We start from the raw sequence: 25,214 nt of genomic DNA, 5'->3' as shown, positions 1-25,214 counted from the left end.
AACCGGTCCGCTAGCATCGGGCTCGGCAACCGAATACCGAGGGGGACCCGTGGCGGCACGTGGAAAAGCGCGCATCCGACTGGTGATGGCGCTGGCGACGGCGGCCGCGTTGACAGCAGGGGCGGTGGGTGCGGCGGCGCCCGCGGCCGCTCAACTCGTGCGGATCGGCGACCGCATCCTCCTACCAGCGACCTATACCGTGCCGGGAGTGCCATCGGCCCAGTCGGAGACAGCATTGCAGACAGGGCCGGACGGACACGTCTGGCTCACCACAGGCACGGACGTCGTGCGGTTCGCGGCGGACGGCACGGCAACGCGCTTCGCCGGGTATCCCTCCGGCACACCAACCTCGGTGTCGGCCCTGTACCGCTACAGTGACGGCTTCCTGTACCTCGTCCGATCGGCGGACGCGGGATTCCACTGGATGCACATCACGACCGCCGGGCAGGTTGACGAGATCGCTCTCCCGAACGGGGTCGCCGCCTCGGACCTCTGGGTGCCGACGCCCTCGCCGGATGGGAGCGTCTGGTTCGACAGGAAGCCGACCGGCACCTCCACAGACCCGGGGATGCTGATCCGCCTGTCGGGTGGAGCGGTGACGACCTTCCCGACGCCGACGCGCATCAGGTCCATCGTGCCAACAGATGACGGCGGCGCGTACGCGAGGACGGCCACCGTTCTCGTCCGCGCTGCACCCGATGGATCGTCGACGCCGATCGCGGCGACGGCCGCGTACTTCGTAAACGATTCGTGGCCAGGCACCGACGGCTCCCTGTGGTTCCGTGGACAGTCGAAGGACACCGACAGCGCGGTCGTCGCGATGGTCCGGTCCGACGGCACCCTCGACGTCGCATCGCCGGCGTACGCGTGGTCATTCGCCCCTGTTTCGCGGACCGCGCAGGCGGTCACCTGGATCGTCGGGAACGACAGCTCCTCCAACTCCTCCGTCGCACTCGTCGGGACCGCTCCATCGTCCCTCCACCGGATCCCGCTTCCGGTTCCTCCCTCATCGGGCTTCGCGGTCGGCAATGGGCGGCTCTGGGCGGCTGGAGAGGGCGCGCCGTCGTCAGGCAACATCACGGTCGCTTCCGCCGGGCCGAGCGGCGACGTGCGCGTCGAAGGGACCATCGAGGACTTCTCCGTCTCCCAGCTGGCATCGGCCGCCGATGGGACGGTCTGGGCCGTCGGCAGCCGCCCGTCGGCCACTTCCTCCTCTGCCAACCGGGCCGTCGCCATCCAACCCGATGGCTCCGTTCTCTTCGGGAGCTCCACACGCACCTTTTCCGGCCCCGCGACCTTCACACCGGACGGAACGCCGTGGTTCGCCGCGCCCGGCGGAGTCATGACCCTCCGTCAGGCCGCAGCCGACCGGCTGGACGGCGACAGCCGGTATGACGCCGCCGCAACTATCGCCAAGGCGGCCTTCCCCACCGGAGCCCCGGTCGTATACGTCGCCTCGGGCCAAAACTTCCCGGATGCGCTGTCGGCCGGACCGGTCGCGGCCGCCGACGGCGGGACGCTGCTCCTGACGCTGCCCGGCAGCCTCCCGACGGCTACGCGCGATGCCATCACGGCGCTCGCTCCGTCGAAACTCGTCGTCGTCGGCGGCACCGCCTCCGTTTCGAGCGGGGTGCTCGACCAGCTGCGCGGGCTAGTGCCCGACGTCACCCGCATCACCGGACCGGACCGATACGCGGTCAGCCACGACCTCGTCGCGTCACACCAGAAGCCGGGCAAACCGCTCTTCGTGGCAACCGGCGCCGGGTATGCGGATGCCGTCACAGCGGGCGCCGCGGCCGCTCGCGCGGGTGGACAGTTGCTGCTCGTCCCCGGCAGCGGCGCCGGCCTCCCGGCGGGCTACGCCTCGTTCATCGCCGGGCTCGCTCCCTCCACGATCGCCGTCGTCGGCGGCACCGAGACGATCAGCGACGGCATCCTGAGCCAGCTCAACGGCATCGCCCCCGCGACACGCTATGGCGGCGAGGATCGGTACGCCGTCTCGGCCGCCGTCGTCTCCGCCTTCGGCAGCCCCTCCGCCCACGTCTACCTGACGACCGGTCGGAACTTCCCGGATGCGCTCGCCGCCGCCCCGCTCGCCGGTCGCGCAGACGCGACCCTCGTCTCCGTGCCAGGAACGTGCGTCCCGGCCAGCGCGCTCTCCGCGATCGACGCCGCACGCCCCAGCGCGGTCACCAGCCTCGGCGGCACCGACTCGGTCGGCGTCGACGCCTCATGGCTCGCCGGCTGCTGAGTTCAACGGTTCAGACTTCCCCACTCACGATCGAAGGACGCGCATGTCGAACACCAGCACGAGTCGAACGGCGCTCGTCGCGACAGCGATCGCGATCGTTGCAACCCTCGCTACCGGACTGATCGGTACCGCCGCACCGGCGACGGCTGCGCCGACCCCATCGGCACCACCCATTCCCTCCACCGACCACGTTCTCGTGACGCGGACCGTCCGCTACCCGCAGGCTGCCGGCACCTTCCAGACGCAGTCGCCCGTGATCACCGGCCCGGACGGGGCGCTCTGGTCCACACACGGACTGAACGACATCATCAGGATGTCGGCGGACGGCGTCTACACGCGCTTCGCCGCCTATCCGGCGGGCGGGAACTCGTGGGTCGGGTCGGCGATCGTCGCCGACGATCAGGGCGGCTTCACGTACACGGTCGAGACTGGCAACGACGACATCCCGCATGTCATGCACATCAGCCTCGACGGCGCGGTCACCGAGATTCCGATGCCGGACGGAGCGAGCGCCGCCGACTACCTGGTGGCGGGAACCGACGGCACGGCGTGGTACGAGGGTCTATTCGCCGGTCCGCGGGACCCTGGCCTCGCCGTCCGGATCGTTCACGGTATCGCCCAGAGCTTCCCGTTTCCCAAGCGCGTAGAGAGCATCATCCCCACCGATGACGGGGGAGCTTGGGTGAGGGTGGGGGCTACGCTCATGCGGATCGCTCCGGACGGCACGATCACCACTCCTCCCGGCGTCGCCGACCGTCTCACGTCATACGCCTGGCCGGGAGCCGACGGAGCCATCTGGTACATCGGGAGGATCTCGGGTGACCTGACCGTCCGGGTAGGGCTCGTTCAGAGGGACGGCACTTCGGCCGAGAAAGCGCTCGACACCGGGGTGAATCAGGCGCGTCCCGCGACACAACAGACTCAGCGCTCCGCCACATGGATCGGAGCGTGGCTCCCGAGCGGCACCGGGGTGCTGTACGGCGGCACCACCCCTGCCGATCTGCACGCGATCCCCATCCCGGCGAGCGCGACTCAGCCGCGCGGCATCGAAGCCGGCGGCCGGCTGTGGATCACCGATAACTCCGGCCTCTCGAACGGCGTCGGCACCCAGCATCTCCTTTCTGTCGGACTCGACGGTGCGGCCGTCGACGAGGCCGATCTTCCGGACAACCAGGCCGCGCCGATCGCTGCCGGACCTGACGGCACCGTCTGGCTGGGAGGTCAGAACTACCAGAACGGCAGTTGGACGGATGGTGCACCGGTACTGGCGCTCCGCCCCGACGGGACGCTGCTCCGCGGAGCGATCGATCGGACTTACCTCTCCGCTCTCACGTTCGACACGGAAGGCCGTCCGTGGTTCGTATCGGGTAGCGGCTTTGCGACCATCTCTGACGCATCCTCCGACCGTCTGGCCGGAGACACCCGCTACGACGCTGCCGTTTCCATCGCGAAGGCGGCCTTCCCCAGCGGTGCGCCCGTGGTCTACGTGACGGCCGGCCAGTCTTTCCCGGATGCCCTCTCGGCCGGCCCCCTGGCCGCCGCGACCGGCGGTCCACTGCTGCTGACGCCCGGTGATGCGCTCCTTCCAGCAGTGACGGCGGAGATCGCAGCACTAGCGCCCCAGAAAATCGTCGTGGTGGGCGGGCCGAACTCCGTGTCGGACGGCGTCGTCCGGCAGCTGCGCGCGCTCGCGCCCTCGGTCTCCCGCATCTCCGGAGCCGACCGCTACGCCGTCTCGCACGACATCGTGGCCGCTCAGCAGCGCACCGGTAAGCCGCTCTTCGTCGCTACCGGCTCCGGATTCGCGGATGCTCTCACCGCGGGAGCCGCAGCGGCGCGTACCGGCGGGCAACTGCTGCTCGTGCCGGGCGACCAGAACCAGCTGCCTTCCGGCTACGCGACCTTCGTCGCGGGTCTGCATCCGTCATCGATAGCCGTGGTCGGAGGCTCGGCCTCCGTTAGCGACGGCATCTTCGCGCAGCTGGGGACCATCGCACCGGCCACCCGATACGGAGGAACCGACCGTTACGCCGTCTCCGGGGCTGTCGCGACCGCATTCGGGACCCCGTCCTCCCACGTCTATTTGACGACCGGGCAGAACTTCCCTGACGCCATGGCGGCGGCCCCACTGGCAGGACGCGCGGACGCCACGCTCGTGTCGATTCCCGGCAACTGCGTCCCGGCGGACACGCAGCGAGCGATCGACGGCGCACGGCCGTCCATGCTCACCGTCCTCGGTGGCACCGCCAGTGTCGGCCCCAACGTCGGATGGCTCCAGATCTGCTGAGCCACCCGACGCCGGCCGATCAGGACGCGACGGTCACCAAACCGAGCTCGGCGGGGGTGAGAAGGAGGTCGTTCACCGGCACCACGCGGACCGTGTAGCCGAACGAACCCGCCCAAGCGAGACGCACCGTGCCGACGAACTCGTGCGCGACGGACGCGTCGTGCGTTCCGGGCACCGCCGAGTCGACGTCAAGCGCCTGGCGGCGCACGTCGGTCAGGTCGTCGCCCTCGTGGCTGCGGCCGTACACGACCTGCACCTCGACGTCGTCGGGCGAGAGGCCGTTCAGGTTGACCAGGGCACGGACGTGCAGCTCGTCGCCGACCTGCGGCACCGCATCCAAGCCACCTGCGTCGACGTGCGCGACGTTGACGCCCGGCCAGGCGGCTGTGACGCGCGCCTTCCAGTCGGCTAGGGCGCGCGCCTCGGCGTAGTCGTTCTCGCTGAGGCGGTTCTCGTAGCCGGCGGCCGGCACGTAGAGGCGCTCGACGTACTCGCGCACCATCCGCTCCGCCGAGAGCGGCGACGACAGCGTGGCCAGCGTGTGGCGGATGCGCCCGACCCACGCGGTCGGCACGTCGTCGCCGTCGCGCTCGTAGAAGCGCGTCGCGATCTGGTTCTCGATCAAGTCGTACATCGCCTCGGCTTCGAGCGCGTCGCGCTCGGCACCGTCGCCCGCCGCATCGGCGGACGGGATCGCCCACCCGTTCTCGCCGTCGTAGAACTCGTTCCACCAGCCGTCGAGGATCGACAGGTTCAGGGCGCCGTTGAGTGCCGCCTTCATGCCGGACGTGCCGCACGCCTCCAGGGGGCGCAATGGGTTGTTCAGCCAGACGTCGGTCCCCGGGTACAGCAGTTGCGCCATCCCGATGTCGTAGTCGGGCAAGAACACCATCCGCTGACGGATGTCCGCCTCGGACGCGAACTGCACCAGCTTCTGGATGAGGCGCTTGCCCTCGTCGTCGGCGGGATGCGACTTGCCGGCGATCACGAACTGCACCGGACGCTTCGGGTCGGTGAGGATGCGCCGCAGCCGGTCGGGGTCGTGCAGCATCAGAGTGAGGCGCTTGTACGTCGGCACACGCCGCGCGAACCCGATGGTCAGGACGTTCGGGTCGAGCAGATCGTTCATCCAGGCGGGGGCGATTCCGCCGGGGTTCTGGTCGCGCCACGCCGACTCGACCCGGCGGCGCGCATCCTGCACGAGCTGCTCGCGCATGCGGTTGCGCACGCCCCAGAGATCGAGGTCGGAGACGGCGGAGGCGTTGCCCCAGTCGGCGTGCGTGGTGTCTTCGGTGCCGAGGCGCTCCAGGGCGAGCGCACGCAGCATCGGGTCGGTCCAGGTCGGGGCGTGGACGCCGTTGGTGACGGAATCGATCGGCACCTCCTGCGGGTCGAATCCCGGGTACAGACCGTTGAACATGTGGCGCGAGACGTCGCCGTGCAGCTTCGACACACCGTTCGCGTGCTGGCCGAGGCGCAGCCCCATGAGGGCCATGTTGAAGACGTCGGGCGAACCGGCGGAGTCTTCCGCCCCCAGCGGGAGCACCTGATCGACGCTGACACCGGGGAGCAGCGTCGTCGAGAAGTAGCGCTGGACCAGCGCCCGGTCGAACCGGTCGATGCCCGCCGGGACGGGCGTGTGCGTCGTGAAGACGGTACCCGCCCGCACGACCTGCAGCGCCTGGTCGAAGGTGAGCCCTTCGCCGATCAGATCGGAGATGCGCTCCAGGCCGAGGAAGCCGGCGTGGCCCTCGTTGGTGTGGAACACCTCCGCCTCCGGGGCACCGGTCAGCTCGGTCCACGCTTTCACCGCGCGTGCTCCGCCGATCCCGAGCAGCAGCTCCTGCAGCAGGCGATGCTCGCCTCCGCCGCCGTACAGACGGTCCGTGACCGAGCGCAGGCGCTCCTCGTTATCGGGGATGTCGGTGTCGAGCAGGAGCAGCTTCACCCGGCCGACAGCGGCCTGCCAGACCCGGGCGTGGAGCACGCCGTCCGGCAGAGCCAGAGAGATCTGCACCGGCGTGCCGTCCGGGTTGCGCAGAACGCTCAGCGGGAGCCCGTCCGGGTCGAGGGTCGGGTAGGTCTCCAGCTGCCACCCGTCGGGGGTGATCGCCTGCGAGAAGTACCCGGAACGGTAGAACAGCCCGGCAGCGACGAGGGGGACGCCGAGGTCGCTGGCCGCCTTGAGGTGGTCGCCGGCGAGGATGCCGAGGCCGCCGGAGTACTGCGGAAGGGTCGCCGCGATACCGAACTCTGGCGAGAAGTAGGCGATGGTTCGCGGCGCGCCCTCGCCGAGCGACTGGTACCAGCGCGGCTCGCTGAGATAAGAGTGGAGGTCGTCGCGGATGTGGTTCGCCCAGTCCACATAGCCCTGGTCGCCGGCCAGTTCGGCCAGTCGCTCCGGGTCGACAGCGCCCAGAAGCGCGATCGGATCGTGTCTCACCTGCTGCCACAAGTCGGGCGAGATGCGCGCGAACAGCTCCTTGGTGGGCTCATGCCAGGACCAGCGGAGGTTGCCTGCGATCTCCTCCAACGCAAGGAGATTCTCGGGGAGGACGGCTCGGACGGTGAATCTACGGATGGCCTTCACTCGGTCCACACTAAAGGAGCCTCATTGCGCGTGGGTTAATGAGTGTACGTTCGGGGGCGTGGTGAAGAACGCAGCGACCAGATCAGCAGCCGCCGCGCCAGAGGCGTCCACGGCGAATCCCCCGAAGGCCGACCCGCCGGAGGCGGCGCAGCCTGCCCGATACGAGCCATTGCTCCCGCGCATCCCCATCCTGGAGCTCTCGCCCCAGGTCGATGAGGGCCTGTGGGCGGCGACCGCGTTCAGCGGCGAGGTGATCCCGTTCCGCGCCACCGCGTTCCGCGAGGGCCACGACAAGATCGGGGTCGATCTCATCCTGCTCGACCCCGCCGGGCAGCAGACCGAACATCACATGCATCCGCTGACCCCCGGCACCGACCGGTGGGAGGTGGAGGTGCAGCTCGACCAGACCGGGCTCTGGCGCTACCGCGTCCAGGCCTACGCCGACGAGTACGCCACCTGGCGGCACAACGCCGAGGTGAAGGTCCCGGCCGGCATCGACGTCGAGCTCATGCTGCAGATGGGCCACGACCTCCTGGTCACGGCATCCAAGGACAAGCGCCGCAGCACCGCCGAGCGCCGGCACCTCTCCGAAGCGGCGAAGGTCGTCGCGGACGGCAAGCGGCCAGTGGATGAGCGGTTCCAAGCCGCGATCGACGACCGCATCCAGCAGGTGCTCGCCGCGCGTCCCGTGGTCAGCCTGCCGTCGCTGTCGGCGACCCGCGCCATCCAGGTCGAGCGGACGCGCGCCGGCGTCGGCAGCTGGTACGAGTTCTTCCCGCGGTCCGAGGGCGCGAAGAAGCGTGCGAACGGCTCCTGGCAGTCCGGCACCTTCCGCACCGCCGCCAAGCGCCTCCCCGAGGTCGCGGCGATGGGCTTCGACGTCGTCTACCTGCCGCCGATCCATCCGATCGGCCGCACGTTCCGCAAAGGCCCGAACAACTCGCTCGACGCCGGTCCCAACGACCCCGGCTCGCCGTGGGCGATCGGCAGCGCCGAGGGCGGCCACGACGCGATCCACCCCGACCTCGGCACCGAGAAGGACTTCACCTTCTTCCTGGGCAAAGCCAAGGCGGCCGGGCTCGAGGTGGCCATCGACCTGGCCCTGCAGGCGTCGCCCGACCACCCGTGGGTGACGACGCACCCGGAGTGGTTCACGACCCTCCCGGACGGCACGATCGCGTACGCCGAGAACCCCCCGAAGAAGTACCAGGACATCTATCCGATCAACTTCGACAACGACTACGAGGGTCTGCGCCAGGAGGTGCTCCGCATCGTCCGGCACTGGATGGCGCTGGGCGTGCGCATCTTCCGGGTGGACAACCCGCACACGAAGCCTCTGCACTTCTGGGAGTGGCTCATCCACACGGTCAACGAGACCGACCCGGATGTGGTCTTCCTGGCCGAGGCGTTCACGCGGCCCGCGCTGATGCGCACCCTCGCGAAGGCCGGGTTCCAGCAGTCCTACACGTACTTCACCTGGCGGAACACGAAGGAGGAGCTGGAGGAGTTCCTCGACTCTCTCGCACACGAGACCGCCGACTACCTGCGGCCCAACCTCTTCGTGAACACGCCCGACATCCTCACCGAGTACCTCCAGTTCGGCGGCCAGCCGGCCTTCAAGGTGCGTGCGGCGATCGCGGCCACCGCAGCCCCGACCTGGGGCGTCTACTCCGGCTTCGAGCTCTTCGAGAACGTCGCCCGCCCGGGCGCGGAGGAGTACATCGACAACGAGAAGTACGAGTACCGCCCGCGCGACTACACCAGGGCGCAGGCGCAGGGCAGGTCACTCGCGGACTACCTGACCATGCTCAACCGTGCCCGGAGTGAGCACCCCGCGCTGCGTCAGCTCCGCAACCTGAGCATCCACTGGAGCGACGACGACAGCATCCTCGTCTACTCGAAGTACCTGGACGGGCGATTCACCCGGAGCGGAAAGCCGGACGCGGTGCTCGTCGTCGCGAACGTCGACCCGCACTCGGTGCGCGAGACCATCGTCCACCTCGACCCCACCGCCTTCGGCATCCCGGTCGGCGCGCAGTTCGAGGTGAAGGATCGCGTGACCGGGCAACGCTGGACGTGGGGCACGGACAATTACGTGCGCCTGGACGCGTTCACGGAACCGGTCCACATCCTGTCCGTCCGCCCGCTCTGACCACTGATGCGTGAACTGACCCTTTGCCAGAATTGAGGAGTACCACCATGTCCCCGATCCCCGAAGGTGCGGCCGCCGTCGACCTCCCCGCACTGGACGAGTCCGTCCTCGCCGCCCTCGCAGGCGGCAGCTACCACGATCCGCACTCGGTGCTGGGCCAGCACCAGATCGCCGCGCCCGGCGTGGCCGACCCGGTCACCGTCATCCGCACGCTGCGGCCGCTCGCCCGGGAAGTGTTCGCGATCCTCTCGAACGGCGCGCACATCGAGCTCGCGCATGTCGGCTACGGCGTCTGGCAGGGCATCGACATCGTCGGCCCCGGCGCGTACCAGATCGAGGCCCGCTACGACGACGGCAGCACGTGGACCTCGGACGACCCGTACCGCTTCCTGCCCACGATCGGGCAGCTCGACCTGCACCTGATCGGCGAGGGGCGCCACGAGACGCTGTGGACCGCGCTGGGCGCCCACGTCCGCGACCTCGGCGGGGTCGTCGGGACGTCGTTCACCGTGTGGGCACCGCACGCCCGCGCCGTGCGCGTCGTCGGCGACTTCAACGGCTGGGACGGCACCCTGCACTCCATGCGCAACATGGGCTCCTCCGGCGTGTGGGAGCTGTTCGTCCCCGGCCTCGGCGAGGGCGAGATCTACAAGTACGACCTGCTGGCGCAGGACGGCCGCTGGGTGCGCAAAATCGACCCGATGGCCCAGTTCGCCGAGACTCCCCCGGCCACGGCGTCCCGCATCGCCGTCAGCCGGCACGAGTGGGCGGACGACCAGTGGATGCGCGACCGCGCCGAGCACGACCCGCACGCGGGCCCGATGAGCGTCTACGAACTGCACCTCGGCTCGTGGCGCCCCGGCCTCGGCTACCGCGAGGCCGCCGACGAACTCATCGACTACGTCGGCGCCCTCGGGTACACGCACATCGAGTTCCTGCCGCTCGCCGAGCATCCCTTCGGCGGATCCTGGGGCTACCAGGTGACCGGGTACTACGCCCCGACCAGCCGCTTCGGCTCCCCCGACGACCTCAAGTACCTGATCGACCGCCTCCACCAGGCCGGGATCGGCGTCATCCTCGACTGGGTGCCCGGCCACTTCCCCAAGGACGACTGGGCGCTGGCCCGGTTCGACGGCCAGCCGCTGTACGAGCACGCGGACCCCCGCCGCGGCGAGCACAAGGACTGGGGGACGTACATCTTCGACTACGGCAACTCGCAGGTGCGGAACTTCCTCGTCGCCAACGCGCTGTTCTGGCTGGAAGAGTTCCACGTCGACGGCCTGCGGGTCGACGCCGTCGCCTCGATGCTGTACCTCGACTACTCGCGCAACGACGGCGAGTGGGAGCCGAACATCTACGGCGGCCGCGAGAACCTCGAGGCGATGGGCTTCCTGCAGGAGGTCACGGCGACCGCGTACAAGCGCAACCCGGGCACCGTGATGATCGCCGAGGAGTCGACCAGTTACCCGGGCGTCACCGCGCCCACCTCCTCGGGCGGCCTCGGATTCGGCCTCAAGTGGAACATGGGGTGGATGCACGACGCGCTCCAGTACATCGAGCAGGATCCGATGTACCGCAGCTACCACCACAGCGAGATCACGTTCTCGTTCGTGTACGCCTGGAGTGAGAACTTCCTCCTGCCGATCAGCCACGACGAAGTCGTGCACGGCAAGGGGTCGCTGCTCAACAAGATGCCGGGCGACCACTGGCAGCAGCTGGCGAACGTTCGCGCCTTCCTGGCGTTCATGTGGTCGCATCCCGGCAAGCAGCTTCTGTTCATGGGTCAGGAGTTCGGGCAGCTGTCCGAGTGGAGCGAGGAGCGCGGACTCGACTGGTGGATGCTCGACCAGCCGGCGCACCAGGGTCTGTGGAATCTCGTGGCCCAGCTCAACGCGGTGTACCGCGCCCACCCGCAGCTGTGGGCGGCCGACAACGAGCCGGCCGGATTCGAGTGGCTCGACGGCTCGGACGCGCAGGGAAACGTTCTCGCCTTCCTGCGGAAGGATCGCAACGGCGACCCGATCGCCGTGTTGTTCAACTTCTCGGGGGCGCCGCACAGCGACTACCGGGTCGGACTGCCCTTCGCCGGCGAGTGGGAGGAACTGCTCAACACGGACGCGGAAGCGTACGGCGGATCGGGCGTCGGCAACCTGGGCGCGGTGACCGCGGTCGACGAGCCCTGGATGGGCCGGCCGGCCTCCGCGGTGCTGACGCTGCCGCCGCTCGGCGCGCTGTGGCTGAAGCCGCGTCGCTGAGGCGTCGTCGTTGAGGCGGCGTCGCTGAGGCGGCCGGGTCAGGCGCGGGATTCGATCCAGGCGCCGTAGCCGAGGCCGCCGTCGACGGCGTGCTCGGGGACCAGGTTGCGTCCGGCGCGCCAGGTGGCCCCGAGCGCGCCGCCGAGACGGACCGGCAGGATGACGCGGCGGCTCCCGCTTCCCTGCTTCCACTGCTCGGCGAGCGAGCGGGCCGATTCGACGCGCGGTCCTCCGACGTGGATCACGCTCCCCGGCTCACCGTCCCCCTCCGCTGCGTCGACGAGCACCCGTGCCACATCCCCCACCGCGATTGGCTGGAACCGCGTGCTGGTCGGAGCGAGCAGCGCACCCAACGGGCGCCCGCGGTCGAAGATCGCTGTGACGAAGTCATGGAACTGGGTCGCCCGGACGATCCGGGTGTCGAGCGCCGAATCGAGGTAGGCGCGCTCCTGCGCAGCCTTAGCGCGGTAGTAGCCGTATGCCGACCGGTCGGCCCCCACGATCGACAGCAGAACCGCGCGGTGCACACCGAAGCGCGCCGCGGTGTGCATCAGGTTCTGCGCGCCGGTCGCGAAGACGTGCGCGGCCTGCTTGCCCGTGGCGTTGCTGGTGTCGACGATGACGTCGACGCCGTCGACCGCCTCCTCCAGCCCGCTCCCGGTCACCAGGTCGGCGGTGACATAGGCGGCGCCGTTCACATAGTGGTCGGCGTCGTCGTCCGGAACCCGGCGCGCGGCCACGACGACCTCATGCCCACGCTCGACCGCCTCTGCGGTGACGGCGCGTCCGGCCAGGCCGGTGCCTCCGACGACGAGCACACGAGACATGCGCGATCACTCCTGAACGGTGAGGCGGGTGAGGATCGCCGCCGACGGCCGTCCAGCGGGGACGGACTCAGTACAGCAGCGACGCCAGCCTAGCCCTGGCCTTGCCGACACGCGGGTCGTCCACACCCACGATCTCGAAATACTCGAGGATCCGCGCGCGCACCTCATCCTTGCTCTCCGCGTCGAGGGTCGGGAACACGGTGAGGAGGCGGTCGAACGCATCCTCGATGTGGCCGCCGGAGATGTCCAGGTCCGCTACCCCCAGCTGAGCGGCGGCATCGCCGGGAGCGTCGGCTGCGGCCGCGCGGAGCTCGTCGGCGGTGTGACCGCTGAGCCGGGCCAGCAGGCTCACCTGCGCGAGCCCTGCGGCGGCCATGGTGTCGCGCGGGTCCTGCGCGATCGCCGTGCGGTATGCGCGGATCGCGCTCTCGTAGTCGCCCCGATCGATCGCCTCGTACGCCTCAGCATGAAGCGGCGGCAAGGGCGGCTCCGGAGCCGGCTCGGCCGAGGCCTCGGAATCGCCCTCCGCGTCCGGTCCACCCTCCACGGTCACGGTGTCGGTGACGCCGTTCTGGGCGGCCAGCTGGAGCAGCTGCTCGAAGACCTCGCGCAGCTGCTCCTCCGGCACGACTCCGGCGAACAGCTGGACGGGACGGCCCCCTACGAGCGCTGCGACGGTGGGGACCGCCTGCGCCTGGAAGGCCTGGGTGAGCTGCGGGTTCGCATCCACGTCGATCTTGACCAGTACCAGACGGCCGGTGAAGCCGCCGATCACGCGATCGAGCACCGCCGAGAACTGCGTCGACTGCTCCGACCGGGCGGTTCCGAGATCGACGACCACGGGGACCCGCATGGACAGGTCGATGAAGTCGTTGAAGTTGGCGTCGGTGCCCTCGAAGTACAGGCTCGGCAGCGTCAGCGCTTCGCCCGCCGGCTGTCCGGCGGCGGCGTCGGCCGGGGCAGGCCGATTGACGAGCGAGCTGAGGTCGACGGCCCCGCGCAGATTGGTGGGCGGGGGCGGGACGTTGCTCATTGATCCTCCAGATGCGTGCGCCGGAACGCGATCGACGCGAGAGTCAACGATACTCGCGTCGACGCGACCCGCTACGGGATCTGCTTGGCGGACACCATGCCCTGGGCGAACCCGAGGAGGGTGATCTTCGCGTCGGAGCCGGCCGGCGGGACGTAGAACGCGAGCTGGTAGCCGAAGTCGGACTGAATACCGGTCTTCGACGTCGCCACTCCGCTGAGGGCTGCCGCCGTGGCGCCTGCGCTCACCTCAGCGCCTGCCTCGACGACCTTGAGCACCTGCGACTCCTGCAGGTCGGTCCAGACGATGGCGCCGGAGTCGTTGGTCGCCATGGCGACGTCTGTGCCGGGACCCGGGCCGGTCGTGAACGCGAGCGACGCGGTGGCGGGGACGGCAGCCTTCTGCTTGGCCTTCCAATCGGCGCCGACCTGAGTGCGCAGGGTGTCGCCCTCGGCGCTGAACAGGTTCGCATACTGGCTCTTGTCACCGTTCATCAGGACGTCGCCGTACGCGGCCGACACCTTCTCCGGTGCGAGGGCGAGGAGCTTCGAGTCCGGCGGCACGACCGCCGAGCCGATGCTCGCTGGTGCGAGGTTCGGAACCTTGGCCTTGGGCTCCAGCGAGATCGCGTACTCGACCTGGTAGTTGTCGCGCGGCGACTTCTGCACCATCGTCAGGGCGATCGGCGCCTGGGCGTTGCCCTTGGCATCCTTGGGGCTCTCGATGACCGCGGCGACGGTCCGTGGCCAGCTGTCGGTGGCCTGGGGCAACGACAGCACGATCGGGCTCGCGGGGATGGCCGGGAGCGCCGGCTCGTCGGTCTTCTTCGCACGGATGGCGTAGTTGGCCTGACGAAGCTGGAGCGCCGGCCCGGTGAACCGCGCCTTGGCGAGGTCCGCGCTCGCCTTGGAGTCGGCCTCCGTCGCCGAGTCGGAGATGCGCTTGACGATGCGCTCGAGCTGCGGCACGGTGACCGCAGGCGGCATCTGGTCAGCCGAGTCGGGTGCCTCCGTCGCCAGGGGGGTGGAGGTCTTCGACGGCGTCGCCGCGTCCGTCCCGGCGGTGCACCCCGTCAGGGCGAGCGCTCCGGCGAGGGCGACGGGCAGGATGACGCGGGCGCGACGGGTCGACCGTCGTCCGCGAGGAGTGGTCTCGATCATGGCGGTGGGCTTGTACTTGGGGGCCTTCGGCAGCTTCGGCATCTTCGGGCCGCTCTTGCGACGCGGGCCGCGCGAGCGGCGGTGCGTGTACAGACCCCACAGATACAGGGCGATGCCGATGACGAGCAGGATGAGCCCGCCGATGATGAGCGGGAACGCCCACGGGGTGCTGGAGTCGACCGGCCACGTCACGGTGACGCGGGAGGGCGCCGCTTTCTGTCCGTCGGACGCGACGATGACGCTGACGTCGTCGGGGATGTTCATGCGCGTCACCTGGGCGTCCTGGCCGTCGAACTCCTCGAGCCAGAGGTCGGAGCCCGCCGGGTTCGGGCCGGCGGTGGGCGTGGTGGCCGAGCCGCTGGTCGCGCCCGCCGTCGCGGACGGGGCCGGCGTCGGAGTCGCCGACGCCGCCGGTTTGGAACTGTCGTTACCGCTTGCAGACGCGGCCTGCTTCGGAGTGACCGACTTCGTCGCGAGTCCTCCGGTCGCCTTCTGATAGCGGATGGCGACGTACTTCTGGTCGCCGAGCCATGCCTTGACGTCCGCTGTACGGCCGTAAGCCACGACGGGCTTCACGCCCTGCGGCGCGTCCGCGACGGTCAACGTCTGCTGTCCGGGATGGGCGTTCAGCGCCGACCCGTCGATCACCAGGTATCGCGGGTCTCCGGACACCGTCGCAGCGGCCTCGACCCTGCTGGGGGGCGCGAAGACGGTGCGCTGCGCGATGCCGGCCACGATCATGACGGCGGCGACCACGAACGCGACGATAGCGAGTACGAAACGCAAGCAGGACTCCTCATGTGCCGAAGTTCGGGGGCGGGCACAGACACTCGACGATACCGGACGTGTCTGAAAGCCAGCTAACCCTTGCCTGGACGCTCGCGCAGCCCCCAGTGCGGGCGCAGACGGCAAATTGTAGGATCGATCCGGCACGCGCGCGGCGAGTCGACCCGAAGAATCCCCCAGGAGCATCAACAGTGGCCACCGACGAATCCACCTTCACCCAAGCCTTCCGTGGCTACGACAAGGACGAGGTCGACAAGGCGCTGCAGGAGCTGCGGCGCGAGCTCATCAAGTCGAACACGCAAGCAGCGGACTCGGCCAAAGAGATCAAGCGACTCCAGGCGCGCATCGAGGACCTCAACGCCGAGATCGAGGAAGTCGGCAGCCCCACCTACGCCGGCCTCGGGACCAAACTCGAGACCACGCTCCGCGTCGCCGAAGAGCAGTCCACCCGCCTGATCGCACAGGCCGACATCGACGCGGAGAAACTGCGCGCCGGAGTGGCCGCCGAGATCGAGAAGGTGAAGAAGGCCGCGGCCGCTCAGGCCGAACGCATCCTGGCCGACGCCCAGGCCCGTGCGACGACCCTTCTCGAGGACGCGCAGATCGAGTCCGGTGAGCTGCTCACGAAGACGCGTGCCGACAAGGAGACCCTCCTCACCGACGCCATGCGCGAGGCGGCCGCCATTCGCGGCGCCGTCGCGACCGAAGCAGCCGAGCTGCGGGCGACCAGCAAGCGGGAGGCCGCGGCCGTCCGCGCCGAGGCCGACCGAGAGGCCGCCGAGCTGAAGGCCGTCGCCTCTCGTGAGGCGGAAGCCGCACGCGCCGAGGCCGCCGAGCTCGACCGCACGATCGCCACGCGCCGCAGCGAGCTGGAGAACGCTCTCGCCGCCGATCGTGCGGCGTTCGAGCGCGAGGCGGCCCAGACGCGTCTCGAGCTGGATCGCCGGGTCGCAGAGACCGCCGACCGCCTCGCCGCGGAAGAGACCGAATCCCGCAACGCCCTCGCCGCGGAGGCCGCTCAGGCGCGCGCCGACCTCGCCTCCGAGGTCGAGACCCAGCGCTCCGAACTCGCGGCCTCCGTCGCGCAGACGCGGGCCGACCTCGAGAACGACGAGAAGTCGCGCCGGCTCGCCCTGCAGACCGAGGTGGAGCAGACCACCAAGTCGCTCGCCGCCGAGGTGGAGCAGACCAGGGCGGCTCTCGCGGCCGAGGTCGAACAGGCGCGCACCGCGCTGGACGCCGACGTCACATCGACGCGCAGCGCCCTCGCCGACGAGGTCGAACGCGCCCAGGCGGAGCTCGCCGACGAGGTCACGCGCACCCGCTCCGCTCTGACCGAAGAGGTCACGCGCACGAAGTCGGAACTCGAGACCGAGGTCACCACGACGCGTTCCGCCCTCGAGAGCGAGGTGACGTCGACACGCGCCACCCTGGAGAACGACGTCACGACGACCCGGTCCGCGCTCGCGGAGGAGGTGGAGCGCACCACCACGCAGCTCGCGAACGACACACTGCAGACACGCACCACTCTCGAGAAGGAGACGACGGAGACACGTGCGGCCCTCGAAGCCGACCGCGCCGCGACCGGCGCCCAGCTCGCGGCGGAGCGCGAGCAGACCACCAGCGAGCTCGCCGCAGAAGTGGAGCAGACCCGCTCCCGGCTCGCAGCCGACGCGGAGCGCCAGCGGCGCGAGCTCGACAGTGAGGCGGCCGACCTCCGCGCCGAGCTGGCGACGGAAGTGGACGCGGCCCGCACCGCCCTCGCCGATGAGATCGCCCGGGAGCGCAGCGCAGTCGAAGCCGAGCTGATCGCAGAGCGCGCCCGACTCGCGGCCGAAGTCGAGACGACCACGTCCGCCCTGGCGGCAGAGGTCGAGCAGACCCGGTCCGCGCTCGAGACCGAGGTCACCACCACCAAGGCCGCCCTCGCCGCCGAGGTGGAGCAGACCACAACGGCGCTCGCGACCGAGGTAACCACCACGAAAGCCGAACTGGCCGATGAGGTGGAGCGGACGAGGACCACCCTCGCCGCCGAGGTGGAGCAGACGAAGAGCGAGCTCGCGGCCGAGGTCGAGCAGACGAAATCGGCCCTCGAGACCGAGGTCACGACCACGAAGTCGGCTCTGGCAGCCGAGGTCGTCCAGACGAAGAAGTCGCTGTCCGCCGAGGTCGAGAAGACCACGAGCGCCCTGACCGCGGAGAAGGAGCAGACCCGCAGCCGACTCGCGGAGGACGTGCGGAGCACCACGACCGAACTCGCCGACCGCCGGGAGGCCACCGCGAACGAGCTGGCGGACCAGCGCGAACAGCAGCGGCTGGAGTTGGAGCGCGACGCCGAGCGCACGCGGGTCGCCCTGGCCGATGACGCTCAGCAGACCCGCGTCGCGTTGGAGAAGGAGACCGCTGAAGCGCGCGCAGAGCTCGCCCGGGACGTCGCCCAGGCCCGAACGGCCCTGGAGGCAGAACTGGCGGAGCGCACCGCGGCATTCGAGCAGGAAGCGACGGGCGCCCGCGCAGCCCTCGACGCCGAATTGACGCAGCTGCGCACATCCACACAAGAAGAGGTCGACGCCCGCACACGAGAGGTCGAGCAGGCCCGCATCGACCTCGACGTCGAACTCCGCGCACGCCGCGACGAGGCCGAGAAGGAGTACCTGGCGCGTCACCAGGAGGCCGTCGCTCAGACGCAGAAGTACCTCGACGAGGCGAACCTTCAGCTTGCGGACGCCGTCAAGCGCACAGCGCAGGCGCGATCGGAGGCGGAGGCCTTCGAGGCGGAGGCACGGCGCACCGTCACCGAGGCCCGGTCGAAGGCGGAGGACACGGCGGCCGCGGTCATCCGGGATGCCGAAGAGCGCTCGGCCGCTCTGCTCGCGGAGACCGAGGAGCGTACACAACGCCTGGTGGCCGACGCCGAGGAGAGGCTCACCCAGATTAGGATCGAGCGTGAGGCCGTGGCCGGGTACTTCGAGAATCTCCGGGGCGTCCTGCAGCAGGCTGAGAAGGTGACCGCAGACCGCGACTGATCCCAGGGGGACGCTACGTGAAGATCCAGAACTCGTTCCGCCTCGGCCTGATCGGAACGCTCGGGGTCGGGCTCGGGATCCTCATCCTCATGTCGATCGTCAGCCTGGCGACGATCATCACCTACATCGGCGCTGCGCTCTTCCTCGCACTGGGCATCGAGCCGCTGATCTCGTTCCTGGAACGCCGCCGCTTCCCGCGGTGGCTGGCGCTCACCGTCGCGCTGGTCGTCATCATCGGCGCGTTCATCGGCCTGATCTGGGCGATCGTCCCGGTCGCCGTCGATCAGGCCACCCAGCTGGTCAACAACACGATCTCCTGGGTCAACAACGGCGGCGCGGAAGACTGGTTCCTGAGCCTCCAGCACCAGTTCCCCTCGATCGTCAACCAGCAGAACATCGACGCGGTGACGAAGTGGCTGCAGCAGAACCTCCCCGACATCACCTCGAAGGTGCTGCAGACGGGCGTCGGGATCGTGCAGGGAGTTTTCGGCGCCATCATCGTCGTCATCCTGACGATCTACTTCACGGCCTCCCTGCCGAGCATCAAACGCTCCGCCTACCAACTCGTCCCCGCGTCGCGGCGCGCCCGCTTCGCCGACCTCGGCGACCAGATCACCGACTCGGTCGGCAAGTACGTGATGGGGCAGGTCTCCCTCGCTCTGGTCAACGGCATCCTCAGCGCGATCTTCCTGACGGTCATCGGCGCGAAGTTTCCGATCCTGCTCGCATCCATCGCGTTCTTCTTCTCGCTGATCCCGCTCGTCGGGACGATCACGGGCTCGGTGATCATCGTCGCCGCTTGCTTCCTGGCCGGCCCCCCAACCGCGATCGCCGCCGCCATCTACTACCTCGCGTACATGCAGGTGGAGGCGTACTTCCTGAGCCCGCGCATCATGAACCGCGCTGTGTCGGTCCCCGGTGCGCTGGTGGTCGTGGCCGCTCTCGCCGGCGGCACGCTGCTCGGGATCCTCGGAGCGCTCGTCGCGATCCCGTTCGCCGCGGCTATCCTGCTCATCGTCAAGCAGGTGGTCATCCCCCGGCAGAACGAGCTCTAGGCTGCGGGCGGCGGCCACTCCGTCGGCAGCGGCAACGCCGACGGGTTGAGTCGCTGCACGACCTCCGTCAGCACGCGGCGAGTCTGGTTCTCCCCCACCCACAGGTGCTTGCCGCCTTCGACGTTGACCAGTTCGATCTGCGGCAGAGGCGCGAAACGCTGCTGCGCCTCTGCCGGGCGAAGATAGTCGTCGTTCTCCGGGATGAGTGCGACGATCGGTCGGGTGTCGCCCGCCCAGGAGGCGAGGTGATGCGGCTGGGCACGGTGAAGCGGCGGCGAGAGCAGGATGACGCCGTCGACCGGCAGCTCCCGGCCGTACATGAGCGCCAGCTCCGTGCCGAACGACCATCCCAGCAGCCACGGATGCGGTAGGCCGCGCTCCTCGACGAACGCCATGGCGGCCTCGACGTCGGAACGCTCACCCACGCCCTCCTCGAACGAGCCATCGCTGCGTCCACGCGGCGATGCCGTGCCGCGGGTATTGAACCGCAGCACCGCGATATCCGCCAGGGCCGGGAGGCGCCCCGCCGCCTTGCGCAGGATGTGCGAGTCCATGAACCCACCGGCCGTGGGAAGCGGGTGCAGAGTGACGAGGGTGGCCACCGGCTCCCGGTCGAGCGGGCGGGCCAGCTCGCCGACCAGCGTCAGTCCGTCGGCGGTGCGCAGCTCGACGTCCTCCCGGCGCGCGGGCAGTTCGACACCGCCCCGGATCTCGACCGTCGTTGCCTCGGCTCTCGTGGGTTCAGCGCTCGTGGGTTCCATGCTCGTGGGCTCCATGCTCATGCGATCCTCCAGCAGGACTCGTGCCAGTGCCGCCGGGCGGCCAGGTCGGATGCGTCGCCGAGCACGCCGTCCGCGCGCCACGCGACGACGTGCGAGGTTCCGGGCGGGATGTCGCGTCCGCATCCCGGGCAGACGTACGTCTTCTGCGACTGGGCGGCCGACACCGGCTGTACGTTCCATTCCCCGCCGCGGCGGGTTTCCGTGCGTCGCCAGCCGGCAAGCAGGCGGTCGAGGCCGTACGGGTCCTCCTCCGGGCGACCGCCGGTGCGGCCCCGGGGACGGTTGGAACGCGGCATGCGTCAAGTCTACGTGCGGCCCACCGGCGTCCGGTCAGTGTCGCCGACGCTGTCGGCGATCAGTACCAGCCGTCGGACTCCGAGTGCGCCCACGCGCCGCACGGAGTGCTGTAGCGGCCGGCGATGTAGCCGAGCCCCCAGTTGATCTGCACGGAAGCGTCGGTCTGCCACCCCGGGCCCATCTTGCTGCCGGGGAGAGCCTGCGGGATGCCGTATGCGCCGCTCGGGTTCGCGGCATTCACCCGCCAGCCGGATTCCCGGCTCCACAGGCTGTCGAGGCAGCCCCACTGGTCGTCGCCCCAGCCGTGCTGCTGCATCAGCTGGTAGCCGATGTCGCGCGCGGACCCGGCGCTCGGGATGGGAGCGGTGGGGTTGCTGTTGACCGACGACTTCTTCGCCGAGGCGACCGGCTTGGGGGTCGGCGTCGGGGTGGGCTTGGGCTTCTCCTTGACCGTCACCGCGTCACGCGTGATCGTCAGGGCCGCAGAATCCGGCGCCGTGAGATTCTGGGCCGGAGCGCCGTCGTAACGGTCGGTGGTCGGGATGCTCTGCATCGCCTCCGCATACGCCGGCGTGGTCGTGGTCCCCGAGAACGGGTCGACGACGTTCACCAGTGCGAAGCCGACGGCCGCGGTGAAGGCGAAACCCCACACCGCCGCGTGCGACCGGATATGCGGACGCCGCGACCGCTTGAATGCGACGCCGACCGGGTTGGCCGGAGTCAGCGGCACGATCTCTGCTGCTGCCTCTGCTCTTCTACCCACGATCACAGAACGATAACGGAGATCGGCGGAAAACCCAAGATTCGGCCCCCGCACTCAGCGAACCGCCAGCATGACATCCGTGACGCTGTCGAGGAGCAGATCGACCTGCATCTCGCGATATCCGCCGCGCTGCTCACGGAACGTCACCGTCCGCACCTCGTCGACGCTCATCGGTCGGCCGTCTTGGAAATAGCGCACCAGACGGTTCGCGAACCGGTCGACGTCGTTGCGGTTGTAGCCCAACGTCAGGAAGCTCACGCGCTCGAACCGCTGCCCCAGCGGCCGGTCGAGACGGTTGAGAACGACCTGCGCCGTCGTCCGGGCCTCCTCGAACCAGGCCGCGTCGCCTTTGCGCGTGCGCGCCGCCTCCCGCTCCCGGGCAGCGAACGCGTCTTCCAGGCGCTCCAGCGCCGCGTCGACGTGCGTGGTGGAGTAGCCGCCCTTCATCATCGGGAAGGCCGTGTGGCGGATGTCCGCCGCCGTGAGATCGGGTGCCGACTCGTCGCCGTCGTAGGAGCGGCGGGCGGTCGACAGGAACTCATCCACCTGCTCGACGTCGTAGCCCGGCTGGGACTTGGGGCTGCGGGGGAACGTGCTCACTCCCCCATTCTGTCATCGGAAGATCAGGAACAGCACGTAGGTGGCCGCTGCCGACGGAAGGATCGAGTCGAGCCGGTCGAGGAAGCCGCCGTGTCCCGGGAGCCACGAGCTCATATCCTTGATTCCCAGATCGCGCTTGATCAGCGACTCGGCCAGGTCGCCGGCCGTCGCCGTCAGCAGGATGACGATGCCGAAGATGACACCGAACCACCACGACTCGCCGATCATGAAGATCGAGAGCAGGACACCCGCGATGATCGCGGCCGCGGCCGCTCCGGCGAAACCTTCCCAGGTCTTCTTCGGGCTGATGGTGGGAGCCATCGGGTGCTTGCCCCAGGACAGGCCGCTCACGTAGGCGCCGGTGTCGACGGCGACGACCAGGATGAGGAACGCCAGCACCCACCACTCGCCGCCCTGCTCCGCAAGGAGGAGGATCGCGAAACTGCCGAGCAGAGTGACGTACAGCTGCACGAACACCGACCACAGCAGGTCGATGCCGAGCGCACGCGGACTGCGCCGTCCGGCCGGTATGAAGAGCTCCTCCACGAGACGCCAGACCACGATCAGGACGATGCCGACCGACAGCGCGACGAGTTGGCCGCCCGCGTGGAAGAAGAACGCGGCCGGCACGATCCCGACCGCCGCCACCACCGTCGCGATGCGCGGCACCCGACGACCGGACCCGCGGAACGCCTGCGCCAATTCGAATGCCGCGAAGCCGACCATCGCCATCCCGAACACCAGGAAGAGTTCCTTGATGAAGATCAGGCTCACCACGACGAGCGCGCCGACGACCAGCCCGATGACGGTGGCCAGGATCAGGTTGCGGCCGGTACGCGCGGCGATCCGCTCTTGCGTCGCATCCAGTTGCGCCTTGCGCACCTGTACCTGACGCTCGAAGTCGGCGCGTGTCGCCTGCACCTGTGCGCGGAGTTCCTCGCGCGAGCGCGGCTTGGCCCGACGGGCCGACGGGTCAGCGGCGGACGCGTGGTCCGCCCCGCTCGTCGCCGACGGGGTGCCCGCCACCGGTGGAGTCGGTGGTCCGGAACTGCTCTCGTCGGTCATCCGTTAGACCTCGAGGAGTTCGGCTTCCTTGCGCTTCAACGCCTCGTCGACGGCGTCGACGTGCGTGCGCGTCAGGCTCTCCAGCTCCTTCTCGCCGCGGGACAGCTCGTCGTCGCCGACCTCGCCCTTCAGGGCGTCCAGGTCGTCCTTCGCCTTGCGGCGGATGTTGCGCAGAGCCACCTTGGCGTCTTCGCCCTTGCCGCGGACGATCTTGACGAACTCCTTGCGACGGTCCTCCGTCAGCTCCGGAAGCGTCACGCGGACGATCTCGCCGTCGTTGCCGACGTTGGCCGAGAGGTTCGGCATCGTCACGATGGCTCGCTCGATGTCCTTGAGCGCCGACTTGTCGTACGGCGTGACGAGCAGGACGCGCGCCTCCGGGTTCTGCAGGCCGGCAAGCTGAGCCAGCGGCGTCGGCGAACCGTAGTAGTCGACCAGGACCTTCTGGAAGAGTGCCGGGTTGGCGCGGCCCGCGCTCACGGTGCCGAAGTCCTCCTTCGCCGCCTCCACGGTCTTGCTCATGCGCTGGCGGGCGTCGGAAATCACATCCGCGATCACGGTGTCTCCTTCAGATCGGTGGGTCGGTGTCTAGTCTATTGCGCGGCCGCTGAGGTCTCAGCCGAGCAGTGTCCCGATCTCGGCGCCGAGCAGGGCGGCGGTCACGTTGCCTGCCGGCTCGATGCCGAAGATGCGCATCGGCATCCCGTTGTCCATGCAGAGGCTGAGCGCCGTCGAGTCGACGGCCTTCAGGTTCTGCTGCAGAGCCTCCTGGTGCGTGATCTGGTCGATCTTGCGGGCGTCCGGGTTGGTGCGAGGGTCGTCGTCGTACATGCCGTCGACACCGTTCTTCGCGACGAGCACCAGGTCGGCGCTGATCTCCAGCGCACGCTGCGCCGCGACCGTGTCGGTCGAGAAGTACGGCAGGCCCGCCCCGGCGCCGAAGATGACGACGCGGCCCTTCTCGAGGTGGCGCTCGGCGCGGCGAGGGATGTACGGCTCGGCGACCTGGGTCATCGAGATGGCGGACTGGACGCGCGTCTCAGCGCCGGCCTGCTCGAGGAAGTCCTGCAGGGCGAGCGCGTTCATGACGGTGCCGAGCATGCCCATGTAGTCGGCGCGTCCGCGGTCCATGCCGCGCTGCGACAGTTCGGCGCCGCGGAAGAAGTTGCCGCCACCGACGACGATCGCGATCTCCACATCCTGAGCCGCCTGCGCGATCTCACGGGCGATGCTGCTGACGACGTCCGGGTTCACGCCCAGCTGGCCGGCTCCGAAAGCCTCGCCGGACAGTTTCAGAAGGACCCTGCGTCTCTTGTTGGCTGCCGTCATGCGTGATCAACGTCCTTCCGTCGGTGGTTCTGGTTAACGCTAGCGGGTGCCGCGCACAGAAAAGGAGTCCGGATCGTTGTCACGATCCGGACTCCTTCATCGTCTGCTACGCGCCGACCTTGAACCGGGCGAAGCCGGACACGGTGAGACCCGAGTCCTTCAGCACCTGGCTGATCGTCTGCTTGTTATCGCGGGCGTACTCCTGCTCGAGCAGGGCGACCTGCTTGAAGTAGGCGCCGAGGCGGCCCTCGATGATCTTCGGGAGCGCGGCCTCCGGCTTGCCCTCGTTGCGCGAGATCTCCTCGACGATGCGACGCTCGTTCTCGACCTCGCTGGCCGGAACGTCCTCACGGTTGAGGTACGTCGGGTTGGCGAACGAGATGTGCTGCGCGATGCTGCGAGCCGTCTCCGCGTCGTCGCCGGCGTAGCCGAGGACGACACCGACCTGCGGGGGCAGGTCTTTGGAGGTCTTGTGCAGGTAGATCGCGAAGTTGTCCCCGTTCACGACGGCGATGCGGCGAAGCTCGACCTTCTCGCCGAGGATGGCGGCCTCGTCACCGATGAGCTCGGCGACGGTCTGGCTGCCGGCGGGGGCCGCGAGGGCCTCCTCCACGGTGGTGGCGCCCGCGGCGGCCGCCGCGTCGAGCACCTTCTCGGACAGGGCGACGAACTTGTCACCCTTCGCGACGAAGTCGGTCTCGCACGCGAGCTCGATCATCGTGGCGGTGCCGTTGCCGTTCTCCTTGGCTGCGACGAGCCCCTCGCTCGTGGAGCGGTCGGCGCGCTTCGCGTTGCCCTTCGCACCCTTCAGGCGCAGGATCTCGGTGGCCTTCTCGATGTTGCCATCGGCCTCCTCGAGCGCCTTCTTGGTGTCGACCATGCCGGTGCCGAGCTGCTCACGGAGAGCCTTGATGTCGGCGATGCTGATGTTTGCCATGTTCTGACTGGAACCTTCTGTC

General features: G+C 69.3%; 18 protein-coding genes. 6 read left to right on the top strand and 12 right to left on the bottom strand.

Going from position 1 to position 25,214, the window contains the following annotated elements:
* Positions 1-49 precede the first annotated feature (49 nt).
* Both AB4Y74_RS07035 and AB4Y74_RS07030 read left to right on the top strand, forming a co-directional pair.
* Complete coding sequence (locus AB4Y74_RS07035) at positions 50-2,251, top strand: cell wall-binding repeat-containing protein (RefSeq protein ID WP_441798394.1); 2,202 nt, start codon at positions 50-52, stop codon at positions 2,249-2,251.
* Positions 2,252-2,294: 43 nt separating this feature from the next.
* Positions 2,295-4,538, top strand: a complete 2,244-nt coding sequence (locus AB4Y74_RS07030) for a cell wall-binding repeat-containing protein (RefSeq protein ID WP_441798393.1) — start codon at positions 2,295-2,297, stop codon at positions 4,536-4,538.
* A 19-nt stretch (positions 4,539-4,557) separates the two neighbouring features.
* Here the strand turns inward: AB4Y74_RS07030 and glgP are convergent, their stop codons facing one another.
* Entirely contained in the window at positions 4,558-7,128 is a 2,571-nt protein-coding gene (glgP, locus tag AB4Y74_RS07025) for an alpha-glucan family phosphorylase (RefSeq protein ID WP_441800408.1), read from the bottom strand.
* 187 nt (positions 7,129-7,315) lie between these two features.
* Between glgP and AB4Y74_RS07020 the strand changes: the two genes are divergently transcribed.
* Positions 7,316-9,280, top strand: coding sequence for an alpha-1,4-glucan--maltose-1-phosphate maltosyltransferase (locus AB4Y74_RS07020; RefSeq protein ID WP_441800407.1), 1,965 nt, complete (start codon positions 7,316-7,318; stop codon positions 9,278-9,280).
* 47 nt (positions 9,281-9,327) lie between these two features.
* Entirely contained in the window at positions 9,328-11,535 is a 2,208-nt protein-coding gene (gene glgB / locus AB4Y74_RS07015) for a 1,4-alpha-glucan branching protein GlgB (protein WP_441798392.1), read from the top strand.
* Between the two features lie 38 nt (positions 11,536-11,573).
* Here the strand turns inward: glgB and AB4Y74_RS07010 are convergent, their stop codons facing one another.
* From AB4Y74_RS07010 to AB4Y74_RS07000, 3 genes are all read right to left on the bottom strand, one after another.
* Positions 11,574-12,362, bottom strand: coding sequence for an SDR family oxidoreductase (locus tag AB4Y74_RS07010; RefSeq protein ID WP_441798391.1), 789 nt, complete (start codon positions 12,360-12,362; stop codon positions 11,574-11,576).
* 67 nt (positions 12,363-12,429) lie between these two features.
* Positions 12,430-13,395 carry a co-chaperone YbbN gene (locus AB4Y74_RS07005; RefSeq protein WP_441798390.1) on the bottom strand — a complete coding sequence of 322 codons (966 nt, stop codon included), beginning with the start codon at positions 13,393-13,395 and terminating at the stop codon, positions 12,430-12,432.
* A gap of 71 nt (positions 13,396-13,466) precedes the next feature.
* Positions 13,467-15,338 (bottom strand): hypothetical protein, encoded by a 1,872-nt coding sequence (locus tag AB4Y74_RS07000; protein ID WP_441798389.1) that lies wholly within the window; start codon positions 15,336-15,338, stop codon positions 13,467-13,469.
* A 191-nt stretch (positions 15,339-15,529) separates the two neighbouring features.
* Between AB4Y74_RS07000 and AB4Y74_RS06995 the strand changes: the two genes are divergently transcribed.
* The gene (locus AB4Y74_RS06995) at positions 15,530-18,364 is read left to right on the top strand and encodes a DivIVA domain-containing protein (RefSeq protein WP_441798388.1); all 2,835 of its coding nucleotides are present in this window, start codon (positions 15,530-15,532) and stop codon (positions 18,362-18,364) included.
* 17 nt (positions 18,365-18,381) lie between these two features.
* On the top strand, positions 18,382-19,419 hold the full coding sequence (locus AB4Y74_RS06990) for an AI-2E family transporter (protein ID WP_441798387.1): 1,038 nt from the start codon (positions 18,382-18,384) through the stop codon (positions 19,417-19,419).
* On the opposite strand, the gene AB4Y74_RS06985 is transcribed toward AB4Y74_RS06990, so the two are convergent.
* The 8 genes from AB4Y74_RS06985 to tsf all read right to left on the bottom strand — a co-directional run bounded on the left by AB4Y74_RS06985 (position 19,416) and on the right by tsf (position 25,192).
* Positions 19,416-20,195, bottom strand: coding sequence for an alpha/beta hydrolase (locus tag AB4Y74_RS06985; RefSeq protein ID WP_441800406.1), 780 nt, complete (start codon positions 20,193-20,195; stop codon positions 19,416-19,418). The two genes, AB4Y74_RS06990 and AB4Y74_RS06985, sit on opposite strands and share 4 nt — an antisense overlap.
* 2 nt (positions 20,196-20,197) lie before the next feature.
* Complete coding sequence (locus AB4Y74_RS06980; protein ID WP_441798386.1) at positions 20,198-20,497, bottom strand: hypothetical protein; 300 nt, start codon at positions 20,495-20,497, stop codon at positions 20,198-20,200.
* A gap of 59 nt (positions 20,498-20,556) precedes the next feature.
* Positions 20,557-21,261 carry a lytic transglycosylase domain-containing protein gene (locus AB4Y74_RS06975; RefSeq protein ID WP_441798385.1) on the bottom strand — a complete coding sequence of 235 codons (705 nt, stop codon included), beginning with the start codon at positions 21,259-21,261 and terminating at the stop codon, positions 20,557-20,559.
* Positions 21,262-21,315: 54 nt separating this feature from the next.
* A complete protein-coding gene (locus AB4Y74_RS06970; RefSeq protein ID WP_441798384.1) occupies positions 21,316-21,861 on the bottom strand; it encodes a DivIVA domain-containing protein in 546 nt (181 codons plus the stop codon).
* Between the two features lie 12 nt (positions 21,862-21,873).
* A complete protein-coding gene (locus tag AB4Y74_RS06965) occupies positions 21,874-22,926 on the bottom strand; it encodes a phosphatidate cytidylyltransferase (protein ID WP_441798383.1) in 1,053 nt (350 codons plus the stop codon).
* A 3-nt stretch (positions 22,927-22,929) separates the two neighbouring features.
* Positions 22,930-23,484 (bottom strand): ribosome recycling factor, encoded by a 555-nt coding sequence (gene frr / locus AB4Y74_RS06960; protein ID WP_441798382.1) that lies wholly within the window; start codon positions 23,482-23,484, stop codon positions 22,930-22,932.
* A 57-nt stretch (positions 23,485-23,541) separates the two neighbouring features.
* Entirely contained in the window at positions 23,542-24,255 is a 714-nt protein-coding gene (gene pyrH / locus AB4Y74_RS06955) for a UMP kinase (RefSeq protein WP_441798381.1), read from the bottom strand.
* A 106-nt stretch (positions 24,256-24,361) separates the two neighbouring features.
* Positions 24,362-25,192 (bottom strand): translation elongation factor Ts, encoded by an 831-nt coding sequence (gene tsf / locus AB4Y74_RS06950; RefSeq protein ID WP_441798380.1) that lies wholly within the window; start codon positions 25,190-25,192, stop codon positions 24,362-24,364.
* Positions 25,193-25,214: the final 22 nt, after the last annotated feature.

Source organism: Leifsonia sp. RAF41 (genome assembly GCF_052114085.1).
Classification (GTDB): Bacteria; Actinomycetota; Actinomycetes; order Actinomycetales; family Microbacteriaceae; genus Leifsonia.
The sequence above is the reverse complement of the archived record's forward strand: the minus strand, read 5'-3'. Positions and strand labels throughout refer to the sequence as shown.